Raw genomic sequence first — 17184 nt, 5'->3', positions numbered from 1 at the left:
GAATATTACGTTGGACATAGAAATTACGTTGGACATAGAAATCTCGATATTTTCTATTTTACCAGAGGAGGGAGATTATTTTTTTACGAGCCCTTAGTGATTCTTGAGGTCATAAAAGTCGTGCGCCGTGAAACTCTAGTTTCCAGTAACTGAGGGGGATCAGGAGTCAAGCAGGGTTGAGCAGGGGCAAAATCCCCGCCTTGCAAAGCGTGTAGTGAAGCATTTTCATACGGATTGCACTGCATAATCCCACGAGGGAACGGGAGAAGACTAAGTCCGTAAAACGGTTCCATAAGCAAGAAAAGACCTATCCAACCGAGATCCGAAGCTTTAGCCGCTTGGGAATCACCCAAGATCGAGAGTTTATTATTGTGGAGGGGACGGTGTCACTCAAGCCAGCACGGGCAAACACCTGGTTCTCCAGAGCACTTGATACAACCGGTAAGGGCCATTATAAAGTTTTCCAGCGCGCTCATCCCGTAGCCCCCATCTCTGGTTCACGTACAGACGAAACCATGGCGTTCTTCTGGACGGGAGCCTACCACCTGAATCGGAGCTGGCTACAAGATAGCCGCTCTCTTCGTGAGGAGTCGTATCTGGGTGATCTTAACTCCCAAAAGCAAGTTCTGCTCCGTTGGGAGATTGGTGCCTATGAGGCCACGATCTCTCCTAATAAAGAGTACCTTGCCTGGATAGACAGGCACTCAGGCGACCTCTTGATCTGGCGAACCCCGTTCCGTATCGAAAAGTAAGTCAATAGACTCCATACCAATTTGTTCAGATGAACATATGATAAATATATACAAATTTTGAGTTTGGTATAATGTGACCATGAAAGGTTTAACTTATGAGGCAGTTATAAAGACAAAAGGAAGATTATTGAGTCTTACCAGTCTAACGGAAGAAGAATTTGCAATTCTTTCAGCACTAGCAGACAAAGCTCTGATACATAGAATGAAAATGCAGACAATACAAGGAAAGGAAAGAAATAATAGAAAGTTTTCCGTATACAAAAACTCATCACTTCCCACAGCAAATGACAGATTACTGTTCGTGCTTTTATTTTTAAAACACAATATAACTCAAGATTTGATGGCGTCTATTTTCGACATGCCACAACCAAGGATTCATGAATGGCTATATACAATGCTTCATACGCTTAAAGATGCTTTAATTAATTCTGGAGATGCACCATGTAGAGATAAAGATGCTTTGTTAAAAGCCATTACTGAAGATGCAATCCCCCTTTTTGTCAAGATGGGGTTGAAAGACTCATGATGCGCCCTGTGAATGACGAAGAACAGAAGAAGCTTTATAGTGGCAAGAAAAAATGCCATACAAAAAAGAATCTTATTGTCATTCAACAATCTAAACGCATTGAATATTTGAGTCCAACAGTTGATGGCACAGTCCACGATAAAAAGCTGGCTGATATTTGTGAATTAGAATATCCAAGAGAAAGTGATCTCATGGATGACTCTGGTTTCCAAGGACACACGCCTGAGAACTGCGAAATTCTTCGTCCTTTCAAAAAACAGAAAGGTAAAGATTTAACTCCTTATCAAAAAAAATGGAATCGTCTTATTAGTCGTGTTCGTGTAGGTGTGGAACATGTTATTTGTAGTGTTAAACGTTGTCGAGCTGTTCAAGATACGATTCGACTAGAATTAGAAGGTGTAGAAGATTTAGTAATGGAGATATGTTGTGGACTTCACAATTTTCGCGTTAGGCTAGATCCGTGGCTTTCGCTTCCAGAGCCGGGAGGGATTTAAATTGGTATGGAGTCTAATCCAGAATCTTTAACATTCGGCTTGTGCCAGACGGTATAATATCCGTGACTACTGAAAGAGGTCTGGTCTCGCCCACGAAAGAGACCGAAATAGCATTGCACGAAGAAATTATTCTCGCCAAGCGTCAGATCACCGATAACCTGGATCAGATTCTGACCGTTCTCCCCGAGCGGGTGCAGACGGCACTTGCGCCCTATTTGGAAGAGCACTCCGATCTTTTGGAACTCGTTCTTGACCTGGGACGGCCTGCTGAGGCCCGCTTTGGCAACAACCTCCACGTGGATCTGCGGCCTGCCAGCGACGATCCCACGGACACTGCCAATGAAGTGACACTGGATGATATTGACCATGTCACCAGTCGTATCTCGGACTTTGGCTTCGACAACCGCGCCGGGATCGAGCGCACACTCCACCGTATCTCCTGCATCCGCAACCGGTCGGGGCGTGTGATCGGGCTGACGCTACGCATTGGCCGCGCTGTCTACGGCACGGTGGACATTATCCGCGATATTGTCGAGAGCGGGAAGTCTCTTCTCATGCTGGGGCGCCCCGGCGTAGGCAAGACCACCAAGCTGCGCGAAGTGGCGCGTATTCTGTCGGCGGAGTTTCGCAAGCGGGTCGTGATCGTGGACACGTCCAATGAGATCGCGGGCGATGGTGATATTCCCCACCCGGCGATTGGGCGCTCGCGGCGTATGCAGGTCAAGCGGCCTGAGGAGCAGCACGCGGTGATGATCGAGGCGGTGGAGAACCACATGCCCCAGGTGATTATCATTGATGAGATCGGCACCGAGCAAGAGGCCTTCGCGGCGCGCACGATTGCTGAGCGTGGCGTCCAGCTTGTGGGCACGGCGCACGGAAACTCCCTGGAAAATCTGCTGCTCAACCCGACACTCTCGGACCTCGTGGGCGGGATTCAGTCCGTCACGCTGGGCGATGAGGAGGCCAAGCGGCGCGGGACACAGAAAACCGTGCTGGAGCGCAAGGCCCCTCCGACGTTCGATGTGATCATTGAGATCATGGAAGTGGACAAGCTCGCCATCCATCACGATGTGGCCAAAGTGGTGGATAAGATGCTGCGCGGCCAGCTCCCCCGCCCGGAGATCCGGGTTCGCAACACGGGGGGCGTGGTTGAAGTGGTGCAGAAAGCCGAGCTGCCGCCGGACCGTCCGGGGGAGAAGAGTGGTGGAACCTACGGGATGACGTTTGAGCCCGAGTCTGCCGCCGCCCCAGCCCCCGCCGAGCGGGGGGGATTTGGACAGAGTGAGCGCAAGAGCTTTGGGCAGAGTGGGAAAACCGTGCACCTGTTCCCCTACGGCGTCTCTCGGTCTCGTTTAGAGCGGGCGATGGCCAACCTGCGGGTGCCGGGGGTTGTGGCGCGGGACATGAAAGATGCGGATCTGATCATCGCGCTCAAGGCCACGTTCCGCCGTGAGCCTGCCAAGATCCATGAGGCGCGTGGCAAGCACATCCCCACGTTCGTGGTACGCAGCAATACCTACATCCAGATCGAGAGCGCCCTGCGCGAGGTCTTCGGGCTTCAGCCCACGGTGCTCCCGACCGATGAAGAGGCTGCCATCTCGGAAGCCTCGGATGCCATTGAGCATGTTCAGGAGACCGGCGAGGCGGTTGAGCTAGCTCCACAAAATGCCTACGTGAGGCGTCTCCAGCATCAGCTCGTCGAGCGCGCCGAGCTCGGCAGTGAGTCTCTTGGCGTCGAGCCACGGCGGCGGCTGAAGATTCTGCCCAACACCCTCGTTTGAAGGCTCAGGGGAAACCGTGAGTCTCACTAGTGAATGAAAAATGCCCTCCTCACCACTATTAGTTGTACGATTCTAACGTCACCCGCACTTGCCCAGCCACGCCCGTTTCGCCTGACACTGGGCGGGGCGGTTGCTCCTGCGGCGGACACACTCTGGATTGGCCTTTCTCTGGATGCAAAGCGGCTCGCTAATCATCGCACTTTGAGCCTCTACGCGGATAGCGCATTTGGTCTGGGCGGCGGTTGTGGTGCCTCGATCAATCTCAACGCACCGCCTTCGAACACCTACGCCGGATTTGAGGGTGTCGGCTTCTCCCTGCGGCAATCCAGGCGCAGTGGCTGGGTGGGCGCGGGGTTGGGAAGATACGCGACGCATTTTTCGGAGTGCGGCACTCGGGACAGAAGCCGTGCAGGGCTGGGAGCCAAAGCCTTTGTCGGAACGGGAGGCGGTCTGTACTTCACCGAGCTCACTCTCACCGTCCCCTCCGTCGCCAAGCATACTCGGGCGAGTATCAGTGTTGGCTTTCGGCTCTGAGCGGGCATCCTGTATAATAGCGCCGTGAATCAACGTGCAGTGACGCCGCGTGCTCTGTTTATCGGAATCGCCTTCGCGCTCTTCTTCTCGGCAGTGACTCCCTACAACGACTTCAAGATCGCCGCAACCTATATCGCCGGGACGCAGTTTCCCATCGGAGCGCTTTTTGTGCTTTTTTTCTTTGCCTTTGCCGTCAACGCGCTCCTGCGGGGCATTGCACCCAAGGCGGTGTTTCAGCGTGGGGAGCTATTGACCATCTGGACACTGATCCTAGTGGCCTCTGGGATTCCGTCGTCGGGGATGATGCGCTATTTTATCCCGGAGATTGTCGCCCACAAAGCCTTCGCCGACGACACCAATAACTGGGATCAGAAGTTTCTCAACCAGCTTCCCGAGTGGACCAAGTTTCAGGACAAGGCCGCCGCAGACGCGTTCTTCAATGGCTACCATAAAGGCGAGGAGCGCATTCCCTGGGAGGCATGGCGCGGGCCGCTCTTCTTCTGGGGCATGCTGGCAATGCTCTTTCTACTGGCCACCTTCGCGATCTGCGCTCTTCTGCGCCGCCAGTGGGTGGAGAACGAGAAATTCTCCTTCCCCTTAGTGACACTCCCGCTTCTGATCGCAGAGGATCCGGAGCCGGGCCGGAAGGTCAACGCGTTTTTCCGTAACCCCCTGCTCTGGGCGGGGGTGGGTTTCAGCACGGTGATCCACACGGTCAAGGGCGTGCATCTGCTCTACCCCTCTATCCCCGATATCAATTTGGAGTGGTCGTTCAACGACTTCCTGACCGTGCGCCCTTGGAACTTAATTGGGTGGTTTCCGGCACGTATCCTCTTGATGGTGGTGGGGATCGCCTATCTCCTGCCCGCCGAGGTCTGTTTTTCGCTCTGGTTCTTCTTTCTAGTCTTTAAAGCACAAGTGATGCTCTGCGGTTTCTATAACTGGCTCATGCCCGGGCCACAGGGCTACAGCGACACCAATTTCTCAGCGCTACAAGCCTACGGGGGCGGGATTGCGCTCGTGCTGTGGATCCTCTGGACCGGGCGGCGGCACTTTGCCGATATTGTCGAGAAAGCGCTGGACGGCCCCCGTGCCAAAGACATTGATGACTCCGGCGAGCTGCTCTCCTACCGAGCGGCTCTGCTCTGCCTTGGGATCGCCTACGGAGGGATCGCACTGTGGCTGACAATGGCTGGGGTCTCGGTTCTGCTGATTCTGGTCTCTCTGGTCACCATGACCCTTGGGCTGATCGTCATCTCCTGGGCGGTCTGTCAGGCGGGTCTTGTCTTTATGGCGCAGCCCTACGGCTCGATTGATATCTTCGCGTTTTTGTTTGGCACCGCGCCCTTTAAGACCAGCGAGCTCTTCACGATGACCCGGTGGGAGACGATGTTTCTCTTCGACCCGCGCGAGATGCTTCTTCCGTCGATGATGATGGGGGCCAAGACCACCGAAGGCATGAAAAAAGGGGCTCGGCCGCTCATGGTTGCCATGGTCGTCACCGTGCTCCTCGCCTTTGCGGTCTCGCTCTATGCCAGCCTGGCGCTTCCCTACTACAACGGCGGCGGCAACTCGCTCAACAACCTGTTCACCTACAAGTGGAGCCCGGAGAAGCCTCTTAACTTCCTGGGCGGCGCGGCCTCGGTGCCGTTTAAGGGCGATCTCACCAATGGCCTGCACTTATTAACGGGCTTCGTCGTCTTTCTCGGTCTGCTGATTCTCAGAGCGCAGTTTAATTTTGGCGTGCATCCCATCGGGATTCTCTGCGCGGGAGTCTGGGCGATCAAGATGCTCTGGCTCTCGCTCTTTATCGGCTGGTTTGCTAAATCGCTCATCCAGCGCTACGGCGGGATGAAGGGCTACCAGCTTTTCCTACCCTTCTTCCTAGGTCTAGTGCTGGGCGATGTCATCAATTCCGTGATCTGGGTGGGACTCGGCTACGCCACCAATGTCGGCTACATGGTCATGCCGAACTAGCAGCGTTTTTCTCGAACCGGGGCAGGTAGAATAGCGGAGTAGTTCTGCACCTGAGCGCAGTGCCCTGTTGCCTAAGTAACTGATTATGATAAAACCTAAATCTACCCGTGATGAGCACCTGCTCACTCCCCAGCGCCAGCACCGAGGCGAGGCCTGGCCCACTGATTCCTGGCGCGTCTTACGCATCCAGAGCGAGTTTGTGCAGGGCTTCGATGCCCTAGGCGATCTTGGCCCTGCTGTGACGATTTTTGGCTCCGCACGCACCAAGCCCGATGATCCTCAGTACCTTGCCACGGTCGAGACAGCACGCTTAATCGGCGAGGCGGGCTTTAGTATCATCACAGGCGGCGGCCCGGGGATCATGGAGGCGGGCAATAAAGGCGCAATGGAAGCAAAAGTTCAGAGCGTGGGCCTGAATATCGAGCTGCCTTTTGAGCAACACGTAAACCCCTACTGCACGGAGACCATTGACTTCCACTACTTTTTTGTGCGTAAAACCATGCTGGTGCGCTACGCTCAGGCATTTGTGATCTTCCCTGGCGGCTTTGGCACGCTCGATGAGCTGATGGAATCTCTCACGCTGATTCAAACCGGCAAGATTCACAACTTCCCCGTGATTCTCGTTGGCACGGAGTTCTGGGGCGGGCTAGTCGCGTGGCTTAAAAACTCCGTACTGGTACAGGGAAAGATCAGCGCGGAGGATCTGGATCTTTTTTATCTGGTGGACTCTCCCGAAGAAGTGCGCGATATTATCGTCAAGGCCGTTCGGGGTGGCTCCGATCAGGTGGAGCGCGAGGAAAAAGCCCGCTTGGAGACTGCGCGTGTCTATGCCCCCTATCCCTTTTCGTAGACCATGACCACCACGCCTTTGCGCTTCGCCCTCCTCGACCATATCGAAGCCCCGCGTGAGCGCCCCTCGGGGGAGGTCTACGAGGAAGTGGTAGGCTACGTTCGCCTCGCGGATGCACTTGGCTTTGACTACTACTGGTTCAGTGAGCACCACAGCCATGTCCACTACGGGCACCTGCCCTGGCCGCAGCTTTTAGCACTGCATCTCGTCTCACAGACGAAGCGCATCCAGCTTGGGACGGCGATTATCTGCCTGAACCTGCACCACCCGCTCGCAATCGCGGAGCAGGCAGTGGTTGCGGATTTGCTGATGCAGGGGCGGCTCGCACCGGGCTTTGGCAGCGGGAGCTCGCCCGCTGAGTCTACACTCTTTGGTCGTGCCCTCGTGTCGGAACAGGAGCGCCATGAGCACTTTGCCGAAGCCCTCGAACAGATTCTGGCGACCTGGCGCAACCCGGAGAGCCTCCCGCAGGCTCACCCGACTCTGCACGCCCGGAGCTGGCAGGCGGTTAATAGTGTGGGCAGCGCCCAGATCGCAGGACGGCTCGGAATGAATATGATGTACTCCCACCTGCGCACTTCAGAGCAGTATAAGCTCTACCGCCAGGCGTACTTAGACTCCGGCGGCACGGGCCTGATCGCCGCCAATCGCCCGGTCTATGTCGGCGCCGATGATACCACAGCAATCCAAGAGCTTGAGCCCGCTCTACGAACGCTCTGGCGGCGCTTCCGCTCGGAGGGCAAGATTCCTACCGAGACGCCAGAGCCCGACGATCCCAGACAACTCTGTGGACACCCCATCAACTTCCTGGTCGGTGGCCCGGAAAGCGTGGCCACGCAGATCGCCGCGCTTAGGGCAGAGACGGACTTCGATGTGATCAACTTAGAGCCCAACTGGGCCGACCTCACTCCCGAGCAGATTTGCGGCACGATCCAGCGCCTCGCCGAGCAAGTGCGCCCCCTGCTGGGTACACTCTAGCCGTGACAGACCAAGAACATGTCCGCCTCGCAGAGGCCCAGCGTATTTGTGAGGAGCAGCTAGAGCCCAACGCCGAGCGCGTGGACCGCAGCGGGCAGGTGCCGCGTGAGAACTTGGAAGCCCTCGCCGCCGCAGGGCTGGCCGATGGGACGTTTGGCGGCGATGCGTTTCGCAGGGCGTTTGTGGAGCTCCTCTGCGCTGCCTGTGGGACGACCTATTTTGTGATCACGCAGCATCTTGGCTCGTGTGGACAGATTGCGGGCAGCGCCAACACAACTCTGAGGGAGCGGTTTCTGGCGGAGATGGTCGCCGGAAAGCACTATGTAGGAGTCGGGTTTGGCCACCTGCGCCGCCCCCAGCCCATGCTCCGCGCCACGCCCGTACCCGGTGGCTGGATTCTGAACGGAGTCGCGCCGTGGGTGACGGGCTGGCCAGCTCTCTCCGCGACCATCTACGGAGCGCACCTGCCCGATGGCAGCCATATCTACCTCTATGCTCCCGCAGTGGAGAGCGACCAGCAGCGGGTTTCTGCGCCGCTGCCTCTGTGTGCGATGGGAGCTACCGAGACCGTCGAAGCCACCCTCACGGATCTATTCGTCCCTGAGTCCGACTGGGTGCGAGACTCATCGCCAGAGCAGCTCGCCGCTAGCGATACGGCGAACTTGTGCAACAATGTCGCCCCGATGTTTGGCGTGACGCAAGGAAGCATCCGAATGCTGCGCCAGCTCGCCACCAAGAAACCCTTCCCCGTGCTCTCCCAAGCTGCCGACGCGCTGGAGAGTGAGCTTACTCAGTGCCGCCAGACTTGCTTTACCCTCGGTGATGGAGATAAATCTGCCGCTGCCTGGCGTGAGCAGGCACTAGAGGCACGCGCTTGGGCCATCGAGCTGGGAGTACGGGCGGCGCATACCGGAGTCGCGGCAGCATCGGGGGGAGCCAATAGTCTGGATCACCCCGCCCAGCGCCGAATGCGCGAGGCGATGTTCTACACGCTTTTCCAGCAGACCAGCGAGATCCTCCAGGGAACAGTCGCGCGGCTGGCGCGATTGCCCTAGTACTGGCGCGATCGCCCTAGTAGTCGTCAGTGCCTAGAAGCTCTTTTTCCATATTGTCAGCAGCTTCCCCAGTAATACGAATAGCTTGTCTTAGGTAGGCAGATGAGGCGTTGTCAGGGATGTCCACGCGGTAGTAGGCGCTCCAGGCTCCGCTCTCCCCCTTCTCGACTTGAAAGGCACCGAACTTGTAGTGCTTGATGAGTAGCTTCTCCAGAGCCTCAGCGGTGGGCCTTTCTTTACCCTTCCAACAGACCGACCAGACTTCACGCGTTGAGACTTCCGTGGTCTTGGGCTCCGTAATTTTCTCAAGGATTCCTCGGATAAAGATAAGCTGCGAGCGCTTCTCATCTTCCCAGTTGATCTCAACACTATAGTCGCCGTCTTTATCAATTTTATAGCCGTACTGGGTTGCCTTCATCACTGTCTCAAAGGGATCAGCTTTTGGCTTCGTGATAGCAGGATCTTGAGACGGCATCAGCGCCAGAAGCGCGAAACAGGGTGTAAAAAACATCGTGGTGGTTTCCTCTCGATTCAATAAAGACAGTGTAGCCCACATCTGTTACGGCCAGGTTGGCATGAGTGGTTCAAGGAAGAGCTCGAAGCTGGAAAGTGCCGGGCAGGTGGCGGCTCTGGTAACACGCAGTCGGACGCGGGTGGTTGTGGTTTGCGGGATGCGCCAGAGCCGACACGAGCCGATGGACTGCGCTTTTGCCACTTCAATCCAGGCGTTATTTTGCCAGATGTCTATTGCCGCTTCATCAATGCGCTGCCCCAGCGCAACAGCCTCGCGGAGCCGGATGATATTAAACGTCTTCGGGCGGCCCAGTTCTAAAGTCAGCTCAGGTGTCAGCACACGGTCTTCTGTGTACCAAGCTGTCTCCCAGCTTCCATCGAGCAGGTGCTTCGGGTCGGAGCCGGGGCGGGTGTTCGACGCGGTAAGCTTTGCGCCGACGGCTAGGTTCTTCGAGAAAGTTTTCTTCAGGTGCGCCCCGAAGATTTTCAGGCTACTGGCATCACTCTCGTGGATAAGCCCCCGGCGGTCTGGTGGGACGTTGAGCAGCATCGAGGCCCCCCGACCGACCGACTCTAAGTAGTGCTTCATGAGCTGTTCGGGGCTCTTGACCGATTGATTTTCTTTTTCGTGCCAGAACCAGCCGGGGCGAATCGAGAAGTCCACCTCGGCAGGAATCCAGCTCTTGCCGTCGCGTGCCCCCGAGAGTAGCTTTTTCGAGTCTATCTGCCCGACCCCCTCATTGGGGCCGATGGTAATGGTGTGCCAGCAGGGATCGCCCGCAAAGCCGCGCTCGGTACCGACCCAGCGGGCGTCCCAGCCGATATCGCTCCAGATACACGCCTCAGGCTGGAGCTCACGGATCATTTGCCAGGTAGTTGGCCAGTCGTAGTAGGTTGTCCGATCAATCTGCCGGGACTCGCGCTTACCGCCGTAGTAGCCATCGCCGCCGTTTGCGCCATCGTGCCAGGTCTCAAAGATCGGGCCGTAGTCGGTGAGCAGCTCCCGAAGCTGCTCGCAGTAGATCTTTGTGACATACTCCGGGCTGCCATAAAGCGCACTGTTGCGATCCCACGGCGAGAGATAGACCCCAAACTTCAGTCCCTGCTTCTGGCACTCGCGCGCCAGCTCTCCCACAATATCGCCCTTGCCGTTTTTATACGGACTGGCGCTGATGTTATGCTTCGTAGTTTTCGTCGGCCAGAGGCAGAAACCATCGTGGTGCTTACACGTTAAGATCGCGGCCTTCAGACCGGCGGCTTTCAATGAACTCACGATCTGCTTGGCGCTGAACTGCGTCGGGTTAAAGATCGCCGGGTCTTCGTCGCCATAGCCCCACTCTTTATCCGTAAACGTGTTGGTCGTGAAGTGCAGAAACGCGTAGGTCTCCAGCGTGTGCCACTTAAGCTGGCGAGGGCTGGGAATCGGGCCGTAGGGCGCAGGCAGGTTGCTCTCATAGCCCATAAGATTCTCGCTAGATTCTCTGTTGTACCATCGCCAGCAGTATCCCCACAAGACGTTCGGGCTCATCAATATTGTACTCTTGCAGGTCCACGACGACATGCTTTCCTTCGAGAAACCCGAACATCCAGCCCGTCCCAGATGTCACCACGCCGTAGAGCTTGGGAATGGTGTTGCCGCGCCTCTCATTGAAGCGCTGCGCCGCCACCATCTCCGAGGCGCACTGGCCCCAAGCGGCAGGCAAATCGGCGTTCTTTGCCTCGACAAGCGCGATAATGGGAGCATCTACCATGAGTTGCTGCGGCGAGAGGCTGATGAGAAAGTCGCAGTATCCGTTGAGGCCATCGGATTTTTCCACATCCAAATCAATCCCGGAGAAGAGGCTCACTCCACCAGGAAGCTGGCGAACCAGCTCCATCAAGACATTCATCACGATCAGCTCAGAGCGGGCCTTTTCGGTGTTGATCGCCACGGCAATGGGAACCTGTATCTCCAGAAGAGTCTGGAGCAGCGCACTCACCCCGACGGGAGGCACGTGGGCAAAATAATGAGGCTTGTGCTCAATCGTCAGCCCCAGGCGATCACGGACAGTTTGAAGATTGAACTCGCTGTATGCCATTGGATTGTTTACCTGGCCTTGAGTATACCGCGCTGAGCACCACCACGGAATGCTCTTTCAAGATACACTTCACTATGACCCGCTGGCTTCTGGGCATTTTGATCGTTCTTGGGTTTGCACTCTTCTTTTTCGTCCCAGCTAGATCCCTAGGTTGATGCCAAACCAACGCAAGACCTTCACCGGAATGCCTCGGTGACCGTGAAGGAGTGCAGGCGCAGTTTTTGTTTCAAGAGCGGGGCGACAGTTTGGCAGGAGTAGGTGGAGCCAATCTCTGGGGGATAGAGTGAGCAGCAGCCGTCCACCCCGATATACACTTGAAAATCCGGCTGGCCGCGACGGGTGAGCGTGATGCTCCACTTCTCCGGGTGCTTGTCGGGGATGCACTTTGTCTCGTAGGGCAGCTCGGGCGGGGCGGCTTTTACGGCCTCATAGAACTGAGTGACTTCGGCAGGGTCGGTGATTTCCAGGCGCTGCGCCCCCCAGCGAAGGGTCACGCGCTCGACCTGGCTTCCTCGAAGATACCACCAGAGACGCGGGCCGTCGGTCGTGGGGCCGAACTGAAACTGAGCAAGCCCCAGAATCCCCAGAGCGAGCACTCCTCCAGCAGCGATGAGCTTGGTGCGGCGCATGGCGGTTAGCGGAGCGCGGGCACTTTCCGCAGCTCTTCGGCGGCTTTGACGATTCCGACGGCGTCCATTCCGACTAGTTCGCGGAGCTTGGGGATGGGGCCGTGCTCGACGAAGTGATTCGGGAGGCCCATACGGGTCACTTGCACATCCGTGAGGCCACGGTCGGCGAGCAGCTCGACAATCGCGCTGCCAAAGCCGCCGGCCAGAATGCCGTCTTCGAGCGTGATGAGGCGTTTGGTGCGACGGGCGAGCGCCAGAATGGCCACTTCATCGAGCGGCTTGACCCAGCGGGCGTTGAGTACCTCGACCGAGATTCCTTGCGACTCCAGCGTGTTGGCGGCGACTAGTGCCTCGCTGACAATCGGGCCGTAGGTGAGAATCCCCAGATCATCGCCGCGCCGCAGGGTCTCGGACTGCCCAAGCTGGATCGGCATCACCGTGTCCGTGAGGTTCTCACCGCCGCCACGCGGGTAGCGCAGGGCGATAGGGCCTTTGCGATAGGCCAGCGCGAACTTGACCATCTCGCGCAGCTCCTGCGGATCTTTGGGCGAGAGCAGGACGAGGTTCGGGATGGAGCGCAGATACGCAATATCCATCGTTCCGTGGTGGGTCGCGCCATCGTCGCCCACAAGACCGGCACGATCAATCATGAAGACCACGGGCAGGTTCTGGATACAGACATCATGGACAATCTGATCGTAGGCCCGCTGCAAAAAAGTGGAGTAGATCGCACAGACCGGCGTGAAGCCCTCGGCAGCGAGTCCTGCGGCGAACGTCACGGCGTGCTGCTCGGCGATCCCCACATCGAAGAAGCGCTTGGGGAACTTATCGGCGAACTTGGCGAGGCCCGTGCCATCGGGCATGGCGGCGGTGATAGCGACCACTTTATCGTTGTTCACCGCCACCTCGTTGAGGCTCTCGACAAAGGCCTGGGTGTAGGTGACCCCGCTGGACTTCTTCTCCATCTTGCCGTCTTCAATGGAGAAGCCCGTGGTCGCGTGCCACGTGCGCTGGTCTTTCTCGGCGGGCTCGTAGCCCTTGCCCTTGGTGGTCAGGATATGAAGCAACACGGGGCCGTCGAGATGCTTGGCGTGCTCGAACACCTGAACGAGAAAGTCCGTGTCGTGGCCGTCAATGGGGCCGATGTACTGAAAGCCCAGCTCCTCAAAGAAAATCCCCGTGTTAGCCGGGGCAGCAAAGTGCGTGGCAGCGTGCTTGGCTCCTGCGGCAGTTCGGTACAGAAGGCCATCTTTATTGAGCGTGCGCTTGACCGTGCTCTCCACTCGCTGGTACATCGGCATGAGGCGAAGTTTCGCTAAGTACGTCGCCAATGCCCCGACATTCTCGGCGATACTCATCTCATTATCGTTGAGCACCACCAGCATCTTAGTTTTTTGGTCGCCGATATTGAGTAGCGCTTCAAGAGCCATTCCTCCCGTGAGCGAGCCGTCGCCGATGACTCCAATCACACTCTCCGTGGAGCCGCGCAGGTCGCGCGCCTTGGCAAACCCGAGCGCCGCCGAGAGACTGGTGCTGGCGTGGCCCGCGCCAAAGAGATCATACTCGCTCTCGTCGCGGCGCAGAAACCCGGAGATTCCCTGGTATTGTTTAATGGTGTGGAGCTGTTTCCAGCGCCCGGTGAGCATCTTGTGCGGGTAGCACTGATGGCCGACATCCCAGATCACTTTATCTTTGGGCAGCTCGAAAACTTTATAGAGCGCCACGGTCAGCTCAACCACACCTAAGTTGGGTGCAAAGTGCCCCCCGACCCGCGAGATGGTCTGAATCAGCCCCTGGCGTACTTCGTTGCACAGCGCCTTGAGCTGTGCGGAGTCCATGCCCTTGAGGTCAGCGGGACCAGTGAGCTTGTCGAGAATCGGGAATTCGTCCATAGTTTTCACATTCCACTTTGCCAGGCAAAGCTCTTCGCAGTCATACTACCGCGGCACTGCGGCTTTGTCAAAGTCTCCCAACAAGGATACCCGGTTTCAGGTTCCGGATTTCCCCAAACACTCCCGCACGAACGCGAGGCTCTTTGCCAGATTGGCGGCCTTTTCCTCCGCGATGGCACCGCTCATACTACACTCGTAGGCGAGCCAGCCGGTGAAGTTTAGCTCTTTCAGCACACGAAATGCAGCGACAAAGTCAATATCTCCTGTCCCCGGCTCGTGGCGCGTGTTGTCGGCGAGGTGCAGATGCTTGACGTAGTGTGAGGCGTCACGAAGCGCTTGTGGAGAGTCTGTCTCCTCGATGTGCATGTGAAAGAGATCGGCCAGAATCCCGACACCCGCCGGAGCGCCCGCAAGCTCAATCACGCGCTGGGCATCGCCGAGCCTTCGTAGATAGTGCTGCTCGTAGCGGTTGAGAGGCTCTAAAAGAAAGAGCGTGTTGTGCGTCGCAGCGTGGGGCGCGAGCTCCCCAAGCGCGGCGATCATCAGGCCGTCTTCGAGTTCGATTGCCGTTTTAAAGGGCGAGAGATCGGGGACTTTGGGGCCACCAAAGATCGGCGGGACGATCTGCCCTGCCGCACCCACTTCACCGCAGAACGTCAGTAGCGCCTTACTGCCTTCGATAGCCTTACGGCGCTTCTCTTTGTCGGGGTCGAGGAAGTCAAAGCACGGGTTGCCATCAGGGTCCGCGTTGCCACAGACACTGGAGACGGGCAAGATTCCATTGATGGCCTCGGCATCGCGCTGGCACTTTTGCAAGCCCCCGCCCCAGACGCCAAGCTCCAGTCCATCTGCCCCATGATCTCGTGCCCACTTCGCCTTGTCCGCCGTTGTCGTGCCCGGAATCATGCCGAGCTGGAGGGAGATTCGCATGGTTGTACTATACCAGAGCGCCCGGCTACCGAAACTCCGCCCCCTCAAAATTCGCAGATTCGCTCGCCTCGTAGGTGAGAGTCACTGGCTCGCCCCCGACGGCTCGAAGCGGATCTCAATCCCCGGGGTGGGCGACGGCGATGGGTGGGCATAGCGCTGATCCATCAGATACAGAAACTGCCCGATGGTACGGATGCCGTGCCAGCCCATGGCGGAGACTAGAAGTATCAGGAGGATGAACAGGCGCAGGCTCATGTTCTGGCTCGCTTTGGGAGCCCCCCGGTAGCGGGCACTCAGCCGCACAGTCGTGGGGAGCGGTGGCAGTTTTTCCTCTTCGTCCATCTCAACTTCAATATACAAGATTTTCCAGGATTTTCCCGATGATTTGGTGAAGAGAGGCGTAACGAATGCAGCGACGGAGATTTCTTCTGGGGCTGGTGTTTCTGGAGGCAGGGTGTATGGAGCAACAAGGCTTGGAGTGGCGCAGCGTGCGCAGTGAGGACACTGAGGGCAAGGGCTGGGCCGCGACAGCCGCCCCTTTTGATCGCCTGCCCACGCACGCTCAGGCGAGCGTCCCACCGTCGGTGTGGAATCTTGCGCACCATAGCGCGGGGATGTGCTTTCGATTTGTCACGGCAAGTGCCCAGATAGGGGTGCGCTGGTCGGTGGGCGGCGAGCTCGCGATGCCGCACATGCCCGCAAGTGGGGTTTCCGGCGTGGACTTGTACGGGCGTGATACGAAGAGCCGCTGGCGCTTTATTGGGGTCGGGCAGCCACGCCAGCAAGTGGGCAACCAGGTGGTCTTTCCGGGTGCAAGTGGAGGGCCACGCGAGTTTATGCTCTACTTCCCACTCTATAACAGCACCACACGAATCGAAATGGGAACCGCAGTAGGCACGGCTCTGTTGCCGCCATCCCCCCGCACCACGAAACCGATTGTCTTCTACGGGACATCTATTACGCAGGGTGGGTGCGCCTCCCGACCCGGTATGGCGTTCACTGCGATCACGGCGCGCACCCTGGAGCGTGCGCACATCAACTTAGGGTTCTCCGGCAATGGCAAGATGGAGCTTGCTTTGGCGGAGCTTCTTGGAGAGCTGGATGCATCGGTGTTTGTGCTGGACTGCCTCCGCAACATGAGCGAGGACTTAGTGCGCGAGCGCATGGAGCCGTTTATGCGCCGCCTGCGTGAGAAGCGCCCCACCACGCCGATTTTGTGCGCAGGGGACGCCTTTTTGGACAACCTGGCAGAGCCCACTCGCAGCAAACTCACCCGTGAGGCTGTCGAGAAGCTCACCCGCTCAGGGATTCCGAATCTGCAGTACCTGCCAATGCGCGGGGCGTGGGGCGATGATGGTGAGGGCACGGTGGATGGTGTCCACCCCACGGATCTGGGCATGTCGCGCCAGGCCGCTCTCTTCGTGAAAGTGCTTCGTAAGCTCGTCTAGATGCGCATGACCATCAACCACTTAAATATCGTCGTTGCCGACATGCAGCGCAGCTTAGATTTCTACATTGGCCTGCTCGCAATGCGCCAAACCTTCGAGGTCACGCTTCAGGACAGGTGGCTGGAAGAAGTGACGGGCTGCGACGACGCCCGCGCCCACTGCGTCTTTGTGGTGCCCGATGGCGGCGGCTGTCGCCTGGAGATCTTGCAGTACCTGAGTCCACAAGGCACCGCACTCGCACCCAATGCACTGCCTCACACTCAGGGTCTGCGCCACTTTGCACTGGAAGTCACGGATCTCGACGGGTGGCATCAGAAACTCAGCGCAGCCGGTGTCCGCTTCGTCTCACCACCCATCACCGTGCCCTTTCGGATTGTCGAGGGCATCCAAAAACGCCTCTGCTACTGCCACGACCCCGATGGCGTGGTTGTCGAGTTCTGCGAACACTTGCGAGGCTGAGAAACCTTGCGAAGCTCCACAGAGCACGATACAATTCTCTCTGCATTCATGGCGGGTGTAGCTCATTTGGTTAGAGCGCCAGGTTGTGGCTCTGGAGGTAGCCGGTTCAATCCCGGTCATCCGCCCTTTCGTGTAGTTTCCTGCGAACCCGTAGAGGGGAGCACCTCAAATTTACTCCCTCTAAAAACTCCGAAATCGCTGTAGATTTCTGCCTCCAGCGCGAGAGGCTTGGTGGATATAACCACCACCTTGTGAACGAAGCCCCGAAGGATTATCCGGCGCTCTATT

The 17184-nt window shown here is 57.5% G+C and carries 18 protein-coding genes and 1 tRNA gene; 12 read left to right on the top strand and 7 right to left on the bottom strand.

Translation table 11 applies throughout. The features are described 5' to 3' along the window. The first annotated feature begins 338 nt into the window (after window positions 1–338). The 9 genes from ACH2ED_RS15760 to ACH2ED_RS15720 all read left to right on the top strand — a co-directional run bounded on the left by ACH2ED_RS15760 (window position 339) and on the right by ACH2ED_RS15720 (window position 8947). Entirely contained in the window at window positions 339–752 is a 414-nt protein-coding gene (locus tag ACH2ED_RS15760; RefSeq protein ID WP_395093073.1) for a hypothetical protein, read from the top strand. A 79-nt stretch (window positions 753–831) separates the two neighbouring features. After that, the gene (locus ACH2ED_RS15755) at window positions 832–1278 is read left to right on the top strand and encodes a transposase family protein (protein ID WP_395093070.1); all 447 of its coding nucleotides are present in this window, start codon (window positions 832–834) and stop codon (window positions 1276–1278) included. Then, a complete protein-coding gene (locus tag ACH2ED_RS15750; protein WP_395093068.1) occupies window positions 1275–1772 on the top strand; it encodes a transposase family protein in 498 nt (165 codons plus the stop codon). Before ACH2ED_RS15755 ends, ACH2ED_RS15750 begins: the two co-directional genes overlap by 4 nt. A 62-nt stretch (window positions 1773–1834) precedes the next feature. Continuing rightward, window positions 1835–3553 carry a R3H domain-containing nucleic acid-binding protein gene (locus tag ACH2ED_RS15745; RefSeq protein ID WP_395093065.1) on the top strand — a complete coding sequence of 573 codons (1719 nt, stop codon included), beginning with the start codon at window positions 1835–1837 and terminating at the stop codon, window positions 3551–3553. 33 nt (window positions 3554–3586) lie between these two features. Then, complete coding sequence (locus ACH2ED_RS15740) at window positions 3587–4087, top strand: hypothetical protein (RefSeq protein WP_395093063.1); 501 nt, start codon at window positions 3587–3589, stop codon at window positions 4085–4087. A 24-nt stretch (window positions 4088–4111) separates the two neighbouring features. Continuing rightward, on the top strand, window positions 4112–6064 hold the full coding sequence (locus ACH2ED_RS15735; protein ID WP_395093060.1) for a DUF6785 family protein: 1953 nt from the start codon (window positions 4112–4114) through the stop codon (window positions 6062–6064). Between the two features lie 85 nt (window positions 6065–6149). Beyond that, window positions 6150–6914, top strand: coding sequence for a TIGR00730 family Rossman fold protein (locus ACH2ED_RS15730; protein ID WP_395093059.1), 765 nt, complete (start codon window positions 6150–6152; stop codon window positions 6912–6914). Window positions 6915–6917: 3 nt separating this feature from the next. Continuing rightward, window positions 6918–7892: an LLM class flavin-dependent oxidoreductase gene (locus ACH2ED_RS15725; RefSeq protein ID WP_395093056.1), complete on the top strand. Its 975-nt coding sequence runs from the start codon at window positions 6918–6920 to the stop codon at window positions 7890–7892. A 2-nt stretch (window positions 7893–7894) separates the two neighbouring features. Continuing rightward, window positions 7895–8947, top strand: coding sequence for an acyl-CoA dehydrogenase family protein (locus tag ACH2ED_RS15720; protein WP_395093053.1), 1053 nt, complete (start codon window positions 7895–7897; stop codon window positions 8945–8947). A gap of 16 nt (window positions 8948–8963) precedes the next feature. Here ACH2ED_RS15720 and ACH2ED_RS15715 read toward each other — a convergent pair whose 3' ends face one another. From ACH2ED_RS15715 to ACH2ED_RS15685, 7 genes are all read right to left on the bottom strand, one after another. Next, window positions 8964–9458, bottom strand: coding sequence for a hypothetical protein (locus ACH2ED_RS15715; RefSeq protein ID WP_395093050.1), 495 nt, complete (start codon window positions 9456–9458; stop codon window positions 8964–8966). A 48-nt stretch (window positions 9459–9506) separates the two neighbouring features. After that, on the bottom strand, window positions 9507–10922 hold the full coding sequence (locus ACH2ED_RS15710; RefSeq protein ID WP_395093047.1) for an alpha-L-fucosidase: 1416 nt from the start codon (window positions 10920–10922) through the stop codon (window positions 9507–9509). A gap of 10 nt (window positions 10923–10932) precedes the next feature. Further along, complete coding sequence (locus ACH2ED_RS15705; protein WP_395093044.1) at window positions 10933–11538, bottom strand: hypothetical protein; 606 nt, start codon at window positions 11536–11538, stop codon at window positions 10933–10935. A gap of 176 nt (window positions 11539–11714) precedes the next feature. Next, window positions 11715–12167 carry a hypothetical protein gene (locus tag ACH2ED_RS15700; protein ID WP_395093042.1) on the bottom strand — a complete coding sequence of 151 codons (453 nt, stop codon included), beginning with the start codon at window positions 12165–12167 and terminating at the stop codon, window positions 11715–11717. Window positions 12168–12172: 5 nt separating this feature from the next. Continuing rightward, complete coding sequence (gene dxs / locus ACH2ED_RS15695; RefSeq protein ID WP_395093039.1) at window positions 12173–14059, bottom strand: 1-deoxy-D-xylulose-5-phosphate synthase; 1887 nt, start codon at window positions 14057–14059, stop codon at window positions 12173–12175. Window positions 14060–14155: 96 nt separating this feature from the next. After that, window positions 14156–14989 carry a sugar phosphate isomerase/epimerase family protein gene (locus tag ACH2ED_RS15690; RefSeq protein ID WP_395093036.1) on the bottom strand — a complete coding sequence of 278 codons (834 nt, stop codon included), beginning with the start codon at window positions 14987–14989 and terminating at the stop codon, window positions 14156–14158. A gap of 81 nt (window positions 14990–15070) precedes the next feature. After that, window positions 15071–15349 carry a hypothetical protein gene (locus ACH2ED_RS15685; protein WP_395093034.1) on the bottom strand — a complete coding sequence of 93 codons (279 nt, stop codon included), beginning with the start codon at window positions 15347–15349 and terminating at the stop codon, window positions 15071–15073. 47 nt (window positions 15350–15396) lie between these two features. Here ACH2ED_RS15685 and ACH2ED_RS15680 point away from each other — a divergent pair, with 47 nt between their 5' ends. The 3 genes from ACH2ED_RS15680 (at window position 15397) to ACH2ED_RS15670 (ending at window position 17021) form a co-directional block, all read left to right on the top strand. Next, on the top strand, window positions 15397–16437 hold the full coding sequence (locus ACH2ED_RS15680; RefSeq protein WP_395093031.1) for an SGNH/GDSL hydrolase family protein: 1041 nt from the start codon (window positions 15397–15399) through the stop codon (window positions 16435–16437). Continuing rightward, entirely contained in the window at window positions 16438–16896 is a 459-nt protein-coding gene (locus ACH2ED_RS15675; protein WP_395093028.1) for a VOC family protein, read from the top strand. Between the two features lie 51 nt (window positions 16897–16947). After that, window positions 16948–17021: transfer RNA gene (locus ACH2ED_RS15670), tRNA-His, on the top strand. The last annotated feature ends 163 nt before the right edge of the window (window positions 17022–17184 follow it).

The organism is Armatimonas sp. (genome assembly GCF_043757465.1).
Classification (GTDB): Bacteria; Armatimonadota; Armatimonadia; order Armatimonadales; family Armatimonadaceae; genus Armatimonas.
The sequence above is the reverse complement of the archived record's forward strand: the minus strand, read 5'-3'. Positions and strand labels throughout refer to the sequence as shown.

Coding starts and splice junctions, on each gene's coding strand:
- ACH2ED_RS15730 (WP_395093059.1), top strand. CDS start 6,150: ATGATAAAACCTAAATCTACCCGTGATGAGCACCTGCTCACTCCCCAG.
- ACH2ED_RS15710 (WP_395093047.1), bottom strand. CDS start 10,922: ATGGGCTATGAGAGCAACCTGCCTGCGCCCTACGGCCCGATTCCCAGC.
- ACH2ED_RS15675 (WP_395093028.1), top strand. CDS start 16,438: ATGCGCATGACCATCAACCACTTAAATATCGTCGTTGCCGACATGCAG.
- ACH2ED_RS15740 (WP_395093063.1), top strand. CDS start 3,587: ATGAAAAATGCCCTCCTCACCACTATTAGTTGTACGATTCTAACGTCA.
- dxs (WP_395093039.1), bottom strand. CDS start 14,059: ATGGACGAATTCCCGATTCTCGACAAGCTCACTGGTCCCGCTGACCTC.
- ACH2ED_RS15700 (WP_395093042.1), bottom strand. CDS start 12,167: ATGCGCCGCACCAAGCTCATCGCTGCTGGAGGAGTGCTCGCTCTGGGG.
- ACH2ED_RS15680 (WP_395093031.1), top strand. CDS start 15,397: ATGCAGCGACGGAGATTTCTTCTGGGGCTGGTGTTTCTGGAGGCAGGG.
- ACH2ED_RS15725 (WP_395093056.1), top strand. CDS start 6,918: ATGACCACCACGCCTTTGCGCTTCGCCCTCCTCGACCATATCGAAGCC.
- ACH2ED_RS15750 (WP_395093068.1), top strand. CDS start 1,275: ATGATGCGCCCTGTGAATGACGAAGAACAGAAGAAGCTTTATAGTGGC.
- ACH2ED_RS15690 (WP_395093036.1), bottom strand. CDS start 14,989: ATGCGAATCTCCCTCCAGCTCGGCATGATTCCGGGCACGACAACGGCG.
- ACH2ED_RS15715 (WP_395093050.1), bottom strand. CDS start 9,458: ATGTTTTTTACACCCTGTTTCGCGCTTCTGGCGCTGATGCCGTCTCAA.
- ACH2ED_RS15705 (WP_395093044.1), bottom strand. CDS start 11,538: ATGGCATACAGCGAGTTCAATCTTCAAACTGTCCGTGATCGCCTGGGG.
- ACH2ED_RS15755 (WP_395093070.1), top strand. CDS start 832: ATGAAAGGTTTAACTTATGAGGCAGTTATAAAGACAAAAGGAAGATTA.